Origin of the sequence: Streptomyces torulosus, assembly GCF_001419765.1 — a bacterium.
Classification (GTDB): Bacteria; Actinomycetota; Actinomycetes; order Streptomycetales; family Streptomycetaceae; genus Streptomyces; species Streptomyces torulosus.
Genome location: NZ_LIRK01000536.1, coordinates 1 through 9,163 on the forward strand (window position 1 = coordinate 1; position 9,163 = coordinate 9,163).

The following is a 9,163-nucleotide window of genomic DNA, read 5'->3' on the forward strand; positions in this document are numbered from 1 at the left end:
CCCATGCCCCCGCCGACCCCGCTGGACGACCTCCTCGCCCGCGCCCGCCTCCTCGAGACGCCGGTGATACCGCACGACATAGTGCCCGGCGCGCCCGGTCAGGACCCGCTCGTCGGCGGCGCCGCCCGCCAGCACGACCACACCCGCACGATGGCCGCCCGCGACCTGCGCACCCTGTGCGAGACGGTCCTCGCCCACACCACCTCCGACTCCCTCCAGGCGTTCGTCACCGAGCACCTGCCCGAGCCGCCCGGCGCCCGCGTCCTCGGCTGCGTCCTCCAGCTCGCCGACGCCGCGGACAGCGCCCGCTCCTGGTGGCAGTACGCGGCCGGCGCCGGCGACGACCTCGCCTCGTACTGCCTCTACCTCCAGCACCTGGTCCTCGGCGACGCGGAGGCGGCGGCGTGGTGGCGCGAACAGACCAACATCGGCACGCGCCCGTCGCCGGAACCCCTCACGGCGGTCCCCGACGCCGGCGTCCCCACCGCGTACGACGCCAGCTTCCCGACGGTGCTCCGGGCCCTGACCCACCTCGACCGCACGGCCCTGCCCCGCACGGAACTCGCCGACGCGGTCATGCACTACGTCCCCGGAGCGGTGACGCTCGGCTACGTCGACAACCCCGACTTCGAACTCCCCCTGCCACGCCACGACTTCGCCGAACACATGACGATCCTCCTGGCGGCGACCACGGCGACGACCACGTGGACCGGGCCCCCGACCCCCCACGCGCAACCGCGGCCACCACGACTGCCGCGACGGGGAGCGGGCAGGGAACGGCGCCCGGACGGGATCGGGTGAGCCCGCCCAGGCGGCGGCACTACCCTGGAACACCCTTCGCGGGGGTGGGACCGCGAAGACGACGGTGAAGGACGACGGGGGCCATGTCGGAACACGGGGTTTCGTCCAACGACGGGGTGTGGCTGAGTCAGGTGGTGGGACAGCCGCCGGGCAAGGACTGCGCGCGGTACGTAGCCTGGTCGCCTGACGGACGACTGCTCGCGGTACCCGCCGACCGCAGCCAGATACGAGTCCTGAACTCCGAGAACCACTCGGACGTCGCGATCCTCCGTGCGCGCGGCACGCGAGGTTACGTCAACCGGGTGAGCTGGTCGCCGGACGGCTCACGCCTCGCTGCCGCCTGCGGGCTCCACGGCGTCCGGGTGTGGGACATCGACCGCCCCACCCAGTCCCTGCGACTGACGGCGCACCAACGCTGGGTCGGCCATGTCACATGGTCGCACGCGACGGACCTGCTGGCATCCGGCGCGCAGGACAACACGGTGCGGCTGTGGGACACCCGTGGCGATCAGCCGTTGCGCACCATCGAAGCGCATGAAAACTACGTGAACCGCCTCGCCTGGTCGCCGGACGACACGATGCTGGCGACCGGCTCGGCGGACGAGACCGTCATGATCTGGAAGAACCCCAGGAACGGCGGACGCCCCGTCCACGTCTGGAGGCATCGGAACATCGTGACGTGCGTCGCCTGGTCCCCCGACGGCACGACGGTGGTCGCCAGCACCAACGCGGGCGAGGTCAGCTGCCTGGAGATCGCGACGGACGCCGTCATCAGCCTGGAGGGGCACACCGGGAGTGTCACCGACATGATGTTCTCCGCCGACGGCAGACTCCTGGGCACCGCGTCCAGCGACCACACGATCCGCCTGTGGCGCACGGACGACTGGACCACGGTCGCGGTCCTGCGGATGCCCGCGGCCGAGGCCGAGGGCGACGACCTCGACGACCGTGATCTCTCCTCCCTCGACGACTTCGACTACGACGGCGAACACGACCCCCTCTTCGAAGCTGAGTACGACCCGTTCATCGACGGCGTCATGGGAGGCGGCTCCCCCACACGTGAGCGCACCATGACCACCTTCGCCTTCCATCCCAAAGAGCCGCGGCTCGCCCTCTGGAACAACCAAACCGGCCTCTCCCTCTGGGACTACGACCTCGACCAGCTGCTCGGTCATCAGGCAGTCGGCGACTCCGTGCGGTACATGACCGCCAAGGTCGTCCTCGTGGGGGACTCGGGGGTCGGCAAGACAGGGCTCGGATGGCGGCTCGCGCACGACGAGTTCAAGGAACACGCCTCCACACACGGCCAGCAGTTCTGGCTCATCGACGACGTACGGACGCAGCGCGCCGACGGCACGGACTGCGAGGCCGTCCTCTGGGACCTCGCCGGTCAGCACGTCTACCGCCCCGTGCACGCGATATTCCTCGACAACGTCGATCTCGCCCTCGTGCTGTTCGACCCGACGAACCGCCAGGAGCCCCTGAAAGGGGTGCAGTTCTGGCTGCAGCAGCTCTCGGGGAGGAGGGCGCTGCCCCCGACCGTCCTGGTCGGGGCGCGCGTCGACCGGGGCGCCCCCGTGGTGTCGCAGGCGGAGCTGGACCAGTACTGCCAGGCCCAGGGCATCACCGGCGGCTACGTCAGCACCAGCGCGGCGACCGGCACCGGCGTCGGCGCGCTGATGGAGCTGCTGCGCGAGCAGATCCAGTGGGAGCGGATGACCACCACGGTCACGACCCTCACGTTCAAGCGGATCAAGGAGTTCGTGCTCGCGCTGAAGGAGCGGCCGGACCGCCGCGGCGTCCTTGTGGCGCCCGCCGATCTGCGCCGGCAGCTGCTGGAGACGGACCCCGAGTGGCGGTTCACCGACGCCGAGATGATGACGGCGGTCGGACACCTGGAGAACCACGGCTATGTCTCCGTGCTGCGGACCTCCTCCGGTGCGCAGACCGTCCTGCTGGCCCCGGAGCTGCTGGTCGACCTCGCCTCGTCCGTCTTCCTCCAGGCCGACAAGCATCCGCAGGAACTGGGCGCGCTCAGCGAGTCCACGCTGCTCGGCGGCGACTACCCGCTGCCCGAGGTCGACGCCCTGGACCCCGCCGAGCAGCAGGTGCTGCTGGACGCCGCCGTCGTGCGGTTCCTGGAGCACAACCTGTGCTTCCGCGACACGCTCGGGGCGGAGACCCTGCTGATCTTCCCCGGTCTGATCAAGCAGAAGCGCCCGCTGTTCGACGCGATCGAGACGGTCGACGACGTGTCGTACGTGGTCCGCGGCCAGGTCGAGAACGTCTACCCCGCGCTGGTGGTGCTGCTCGGCCACACCCAGACGTTCACCCGCGTCAACTACTGGCAGAGCCAGGCCCAGTTCGACATGGGCAGCGGGCAGATCTGCGGGTTCCGGCTCTTCCAGGAGCGCGAGGGCGAGATCGAGCTCGTCCTGCACTACAGCGCGGCGGTGCCCCCGTACGGGCGCCGTATGTTCCAGGGGCTGTTCGAGCGGTTCCTGTACCAGCGCGAGGTGACGGTGACCGTCTTCCCGCCGGTGTCCTGCGCCGACGGGCACCGGCAGGAGCGCTCGGCGGTGATGGGCTCCCTGCGCGACGGCGTACGGGTCATGTTCTGCTTCCGCTGCGGCGACCGCATCGACCTCCCCGACACTGAGCAGCCGGTCGCGCTCGGCGCCGAGGACACCCGGCTCGTCGAACGGGACGAGGCGGCGGCCCGGCTGCGCAGCACGTACGAGTCGCTCCTCGTGCGGGTGAAGAGTTTCCGCAGCGACCGCGCGGTGCCCCGCTGCTATCTCAGCCGACAGCCCGGCGACGCCGCCTGGGCGTCCCGGCTCGCCCGCGACCTGCGCGAGGCCGGGGTGCTCATGGTGGACGACCCGGCCGACGTACGCCCCGACGACGTCGTCCTGGTCGTGGTGACCCCCGACCACCTGCGGGCCCTGACCCAGCCCGAGGACGCGGCGGCCGTCGACGCGGGCCTGATCCGCGCCCGGCGCGGCGCCGGCGCCGGCGCGTGGCCGCGGGTGATCCCGTTGCTGCGGGCCGGCACGGCCGACAGCCTCCAGCCCGTCGAACTCCTCCGCGGCCTCGCGCCCGGCAGGTTCCAGGACGAGACCCGCCATGTGGTCGGCCTGTTCGACCTGGTGCTGACGCTGTACGCCATCCCCTTCAACCATCCGGCCTTCCAGCCGCTGCGCGTGACGTTGCGGCGCGAGTGGGAACGACAGAGGCGTGAGGAGCGTGCAGTGGTGGTGCGACCGTCGGCCCCGTCCGACACGGAGGTCTACCTGTCGTATTCCTGGAGCAAGGAGAGCAACGCGCTCGCCGACGAACTGGACGAGGCGTTCCAGGCCAGGGGCGTCACCGTGGTGCGCGACCGGCGGGACATCGGCTACAAGGCGTCCATCAAGGACTTCATGGCCCGCCTCGGGCAGGGCAAGTGCGTGGTCCTGGTGATCAGCGACGCCTATCTGAAGTCGCAGAACTGCCTGTTCGAACTCCTGGAGACCGCCCGCCACGGCGAGTTCACCGACCGGGTCTTCCCCGTGGTCCTCCCCGACGCCCGGATCTACCGGCCGCAGGACCGCATCGGCTACGTACGGTACTGGGAGGAGCAGATCAACGAGCTGGACGAGGCCATGCGGAGCGTCTCGGCCGCCAACCTCCAGGGCTTCCGCGAGGACATCGACCTCTACACGGAGATCCGCGCCCAGCTGCCCCGGCTGGCCGACATCCTGCGCGACATGAACACCCTCTCGCCCGAACTGCACCGCGCCTCCGGGTTCTCGGAGGTCTTCGAGGCGGTGATGAGCCGCCTGTCCTCCTGAGAGCCGGGTGTCAGGACTGGTACGGCTGCTGCTGGCTCTGGCCCTGGTGGTGACCGCTCGGGCTGGCCGCGCCCTGCGCCTGGAGCTGTTCCGCCTGCTCGGCGGTCACCTTCTGCTCCGCCCCGCAGAACGTGCACTGCGTCTGGTACTTCGTCGACACCGGGAACAGCGGCACGAAGAACAACGTGAACTTCGTGACCCGCTTCCGCAGCGTGTGCGCGGAGGGGTTTCCGCACTGCCCGCACACCAGCGTGAGTATCGCGAGCTGGTACAGGTAACCCTTGGTGCCAAAGATGATCAGCATGTCGATCCTTCCCGGTGGTGCCTACCGGCACTCTGCCCCCAGTGTGCACGCACCGGGCCGATCGTCCTAGAAATTCCTGCGGCCACCTCCGCCTCCCCCTCCACCGCGCCCTCCCTCTTCACTGTGCTTTTCACCTGGGCGGGGACCGGTCACGACGGCGCGCCCGCTCCGCCGCGCCGTCTCGCGGCCCGGGAACGCCGTCACACGGCCCGGGCGCGGCGGGCCAGGAACCTGCCGAGTTCCCACAGGAGCAGGAGGGCGAGGGCCGCCAGCACGGCCCAACCGACTGGCTACGAAGTCAGGCTCGGCGTTCACCACGGCGATCCCGACCTCCGCCGGAGCCAGTCGCCGCGCCAGCGTCCCGGCCACGTACGCCCCGGCATATCCGGCGCCGAGAACGACGATGCGGTGCTTCATGCCACTCCTGCCACTCCTGGGAGACATGGCTTGCTCCTCTGTCTCAAGGCGTTCGGCCTCAAGACACCGGGGGACCGACGCCTGTGACATGAAGTGACGCAGGTCACTTAACGCGCGCTTGGGGCGTGGGATGGGTCCGTGATCCGAGCCGCTCCGGGCGCGTACCGCGCTCTCGCCGTCGCCCGTCGCCCCGCATCCCGGCGCGTCCCGCCCTCGCTTGTCGGCACCCCCTGTTACTCACTTTCGGGTGTTGCCCGGGTCCTTCCGGGGCGGCGCACGGTGCTGAGGGGGCGCCGCACCCCAACGCCCGTAAGGGGTCCCCACCTCCCGTCGAGGTGATACGGGGCGTAAAACGCATTGATGGATGTTGCATGCGAGAGTCATAGAAATATGGACAACAAGTAACAGAGGGGGATGTTGCACCACGATTTCTCCACGACGTGGACAGAGTGTGCGTGTGGCCAACCGGCCGCCAACACACACTTCCCTGTGGCCCGCATCGGCGACCCGGGGAAGGCATCCGCACCACGAAGGAGCCCTCTTGTCCGCTACCGCTTCTGTCGGCGCCCGCCGTCTCGCCGCTGCCACGCTCGCGGCCGGCGCTCTGATCTCGGTCGTCACACTGCCGGCGTCCGCCGCCGACCACGCCCGTCACGAGCGGCCGAGGGTGACGATCTCGGAGGTCCAGTACGACGCCCCGGGCCGCGACGACCGCTCGAACCGCTCCCTGAACCGGGAGTGGGTCGAAATCACCAACACCGCCAGGCACGGCGTCAACCTCGACGGCTGGACCCTCGAGAACGAGGACGGCCGCACCTACACCTTCGACGACTACCGCCTCCGGGGCCGTACGACGGTCCGCATCCACACCGGCTTCGGCCGTGACACCGCCAGCGACCTGTTCCAGGGCAGCCGCCACCAGATCTGGGGCAACCGCTCCGACACCGCCACCCTCCGCAACGACCGCGGCCGCTTCATCGACAGCGAATCCTGGGGCCACCACCGCCACGGCGACCACGGCCAGGGCGACCACCGCAACGGCGACCACCGTCACGGCGACCACCGTCACGGCGACGGCGGCCACCACCACGGCGACCACCACCACATCGACAACGGCCACCACCACCGCTGACCCCACCACCCGCATGACCTGAACGCGTCGTTCCCCACACACGACAACCCCCAGGCGCGCCCGGCACCCCACAGCCGGGCGCGCCTCCCTCATGACCGGCGATCGGACACAACTCGACATCTGCGTACGGGACTCAAAGCCCCTCGCAGGCGCCTGAGTCCCAGTTGTCACTCGCATGACCCGCTGGGGTCGCCGTGATTCTTGCTCCACACCGGGCGGCCGACGTCACCGGCACGTGCATGGCGGCTTCCTCTTTCTGCCCAGATCCATGAGATTCCGGACCGGGACCGCCTGGATCAGGACAACTTGAGGACGGAGGCATGTCTTCCGACCTCCAAATTCACGGATCATTTACGTGATGATCAACAACATCAGACTCAGGCGCACCGGCTGGATACCCACCCTCGGCGTACTCACCGTGGTCGCAGTGGCATCCGTTACGGCGCCCGCGTACGCCGCCGACTCCGACGGCCCGGCCGATCCCGACATCACCGTGGCACCTATGCGTACAGGTTCCGCGTGCATTGGCTCAGCCCGCGACTCGACCTCGCGTTCCCCCGTAGATGGTGGCGAGATCCGTTGGACTCAGTCCAGCAAGTACGACGACGCCCGCAAGAAGGCCAACAAAGCCTGGACCAGCAATGGCCTCGGGCAGGTGGAGATCAAGGGCGACTCCTGGGCCACCAGTAATGACCTGCACTGGAAGGACAAGAACAAAAAGGACGGCGCGCTGGCCACCTGGACCATGTACGGAAGTTTCGGTGCGACCGACACCATTGAGATGAACGACTACTACCTCAAGTCCGGACGGCCTGGGCCCTTCGACAAGCCGTACTACCGGCGAGGCGCCGCAGCGCATGAACTCGGCCACGCGCTCGGCCTGTGCCACAAGGATCAGAACTACGGTCTCTCCATCATGGGGCCTAGCGGGCGCTATCTGCCCGACACCAAACCCACGCGCCGTGACCGCAACGACTACCACAAGCTTTGGGGGAACTGATCTCTGTGAAGAGGACCCGAGTCCTTGCCGTCGGCGTTGCCGCAGCTGCCGTTCTTGGGGCGGCCGCCTTCACCGTGTGGACCAGTGACAGCGGCAATAAGAGCTACGTATCGGAGCCGACGGTCCAGGAGGATCTGCTCGCTCCTGATCTTTCCAAGGACGAGTACCTCTCCTATGCCTCCACCGACGTCTTTCACGCCCGAGTCGTGAAAAAGGTAAGCCAGAACGAGACCGACCAGGCCGGCGAACTGGAACAGCAGTGGCAGGTCAAGGTGACCAAGGCGTTCAAGGGAAACGCCGAAGGCACGGTGATCGTCAACGCCATCGCGTACGTGGACAGCGAGGGTAATGAGACGGCCGGCGAAGGGGGCGTCGCGCTCGTGCCTGGCCGAGGTTATGTTTTCGCCGGGCACTACGACGCCGAAAACGAGCGGTACGAACCGTTCGGCGGCATGACCGGCGCCCGGTTGTCCCAGGACCTGGACAGCCCCGCCAAGTCCGCTGCGCGCGGCGCCGCGAGTGAGAGCGGCGAGACGGTCGAGGAGCACTGGGAACGGGTCGTCACGAACGAGCGCCCGGGTCCTCCGGTCGATGACGCGACGCCGGGCAGTGACATGGTGGAGGCGCCCGGAGGCGGTCAGTAGCGCACGGTCGACAGCAGGCCGTTCGTGGTCGAGTTTCGACAGCCGTCCGTCACGGGTCCGGCTGCCCTCTTCGTGGCCGCCGATGCAGGGTCGCGGGTGGTGCGACGCTGCTCACGGCGTCCGGCGTCGCGCCGGGCGTCTCTCCATGCAGAATCCAGCGCCCGTGCTAGTCGCTTCCGGCGATCGCGTTCAGTGCGAGAACTACCCTCTCCACGGCCCCGAAGACAGCTTCGCCGGACGGTTCCCGCAACACGCGCACCTCTCCCTCAAACCACTCCAAGGCGGCGTTCGTCACCCGCAGCAACGACTCCGGGTGGGAGCCGCCCCGCCGACGGATCCCGGCCGCCACTTCGCGGGCTGTCTCGGCCATTTAGGCACGCCAGTTGTCAGCGGGTCTGTTCGCCATGAACGGACGGTATACCTCGTACTGGCAGCGCACCGTCCCACATGTTCGTCTGCGAGTTCGGGGCGGAACGGGGCAGTTCGGCGTCCGGCTCCGGATACTCGCCCGGCGAAGGCATTGCGGTAAGGGGCGGGGCGAGGGGTAGTAATTTCAGAGCTCGTCTTCATCGACGACTTCAGGTTCGCGGCTGTAGGCGAGGTCGAGGGCATAGCGTTCGGTGACGGGACAGTTGTTCCATGCCTGGGTCAGGTGGTCTTCGAAGGTGTCGTCGGTGGGGTGACTGAGAGTCGCCTCGTAGTAGTCGGCTGTCGCTTGTCGGTTCTCCCACCAGGCGTAGCCTTCGTAGACCCCAGGGCGGGGCAGGGTCATCTCTCCTGCGGGTCCGTATTCGAGCTGATTGACCACGAGGACCCCGGTCTCGGATTCGATGCTGGTGGGCACATGCCCTTCGGCGTCGGTGGGCGGAGCAGGCGGTGTTTCCCAGAGGCGGATCGTCACCTGGACGTCGATGTCCGGTTGCAGGCTGAGGAGGTACAGGTGGTAGCCGTTGCCGGCAACCACCTGCCTGCGAGCGGCTGCCATTGCGTCGTCGTCACTGAGGTAGGCGTCCGCGTCGTACACCTCTACGA

Annotated in this window: 8 protein-coding genes and 1 pseudogene; 5 read left to right on the forward strand and 4 right to left on the reverse strand. The window is 68.6% G+C overall.

Annotated elements, in window-relative coordinates:
• The coding region (locus tag AOK23_RS32270; RefSeq protein ID WP_157878222.1) for a hypothetical protein at nucleotides 1-801 on the forward strand (801 nt) is incomplete at its 5' end.
• An 83-nt stretch (nucleotides 802-884) separates the two neighbouring features.
• Entirely contained in the window at nucleotides 885-4,634 is a 3,750-nt protein-coding gene (locus tag AOK23_RS45875; RefSeq protein WP_079049830.1) for a WD40 domain-containing protein, read from the forward strand.
• Nucleotides 4,635-4,644: 10 nt separating this feature from the next.
• On the opposite strand, the gene AOK23_RS32280 is transcribed toward AOK23_RS45875, so the two are convergent.
• Together AOK23_RS32280 and AOK23_RS50590 are read right to left on the reverse strand one after the other, a co-directional pair.
• On the reverse strand, nucleotides 4,645-4,938 hold the full coding sequence (locus tag AOK23_RS32280; RefSeq protein ID WP_055716102.1) for a zinc-ribbon domain-containing protein: 294 nt from the start codon (nucleotides 4,936-4,938) through the stop codon (nucleotides 4,645-4,647).
• A 291-nt stretch (nucleotides 4,939-5,229) separates the two neighbouring features.
• Nucleotides 5,230-5,355, reverse strand: a pseudogene (locus tag AOK23_RS50590) (oxidoreductase); the annotation flags it as partial.
• Nucleotides 5,356-5,896: 541 nt separating this feature from the next.
• On the opposite strand from AOK23_RS50590, the gene AOK23_RS32285 reads away from it, so the two are divergent.
• The 3 genes from AOK23_RS32285 to AOK23_RS32295 all read left to right on the forward strand — a co-directional run bounded on the left by AOK23_RS32285 (nucleotide 5,897) and on the right by AOK23_RS32295 (nucleotide 8,131).
• A complete protein-coding gene (locus tag AOK23_RS32285; protein ID WP_055716103.1) occupies nucleotides 5,897-6,487 on the forward strand; it encodes a lamin tail domain-containing protein in 591 nt (196 codons plus the stop codon).
• Between the two features lie 358 nt (nucleotides 6,488-6,845).
• Nucleotides 6,846-7,487, forward strand: a complete 642-nt coding sequence (locus AOK23_RS32290) for a zinc metalloprotease (RefSeq protein ID WP_055716104.1) — start codon at nucleotides 6,846-6,848, stop codon at nucleotides 7,485-7,487.
• Nucleotides 7,488-7,492: 5 nt separating this feature from the next.
• Nucleotides 7,493-8,131, forward strand: a complete 639-nt coding sequence (locus tag AOK23_RS32295; RefSeq protein WP_055716105.1) for a hypothetical protein — start codon at nucleotides 7,493-7,495, stop codon at nucleotides 8,129-8,131.
• 166 nt (nucleotides 8,132-8,297) lie between these two features.
• On the opposite strand, the gene AOK23_RS32300 is transcribed toward AOK23_RS32295, so the two are convergent.
• Nucleotides 8,298-8,501: a hypothetical protein gene (locus tag AOK23_RS32300; protein ID WP_055716106.1), complete on the reverse strand. Its 204-nt coding sequence runs from the start codon at nucleotides 8,499-8,501 to the stop codon at nucleotides 8,298-8,300.
• A gap of 183 nt (nucleotides 8,502-8,684) precedes the next feature.
• Nucleotides 8,685-9,163: hypothetical protein (locus AOK23_RS32305; RefSeq protein ID WP_063791443.1), on the reverse strand; the 479-nt coding region annotated here is incomplete at its 5' end.